The 658-nt window shown below is 25.4% G+C and carries 1 protein-coding gene; it reads left to right on the top strand.

Annotated elements, in window-relative coordinates:
- The first annotated feature begins 115 nt into the window (after positions 1 to 115).
- A complete protein-coding gene (locus AJ932_RS08475) occupies positions 116 to 625 on the top strand; it encodes a hypothetical protein (RefSeq protein ID WP_070283571.1) in 510 nt (169 codons plus the stop codon).
- Positions 626 to 658: the final 33 nt, after the last annotated feature.

The following is a 658-nucleotide window of genomic DNA, read 5'->3' on the forward strand; positions in this document are numbered from 1 at the left end:
CTATCAAAAATTCACTCCTTATGGTTTGGACTTTAAACTTTATAGTAAGGATTTTATCACTAAGCTTGATTTTAAAGATAAAGCTTATAATGTGCTTTATAATACAGGAGTTTAAATGGGAGAAGATATTACATTTTCTATTTTTTGGGGTTTGGTAGGATTTATTTTTAGGCTTGTTACTATTGATACAATACTTTATATTACAGCCTTAAGCGTTCTTATTGCCTTTTCTATTTTAAATTATTGGATGAGAATTAACATAAAAGAATTTTTAAAATCTTATTTTTTAATATCTTTTATTATCTTTTTTACAGCTATTATTATCATATTTTATCTTAGCTATGATCTTGAAACCTATAGAGGATATGTAATGCTCGGTCCTCCAGAAGCTGAAGAATTATCACCACAAGAATATATAGTATATAAGTGTTCTAAATTTTTAATCTTTATAAATTTTATTTTTTTTACAATCACATTTATTATACTTCCTTGTTTATTGCAAGCTTATTTTTTTAAATGTTATAGCACAGGAGAAAAATGCAAAAAATTAAGTTGGCTTATAGGGTTTGTGTGTAATATCTTTTTATTAATTGCGAGTGTGTATGTGGTATATGAAAATCTTTAAAGACTATCAAAAATTCACTCCTTATGGTTTGGA

The sequence above is a fragment of the Campylobacter sp. BCW_6873 genome (assembly GCF_001762365.1).
GTDB classification, from domain to species: Bacteria; Campylobacterota; Campylobacteria; order Campylobacterales; family Campylobacteraceae; genus Campylobacter_D; species Campylobacter_D jejuni.

What these genes read in the sequence shown, in the direction of transcription:
- AJ932_RS08475 (WP_070283571.1), top strand. Translation starts at nt 116, where the DNA reads ATGGGAGAAGATATTACATTTTCTATTTTTTGGGGTTTGGTAGGATTT.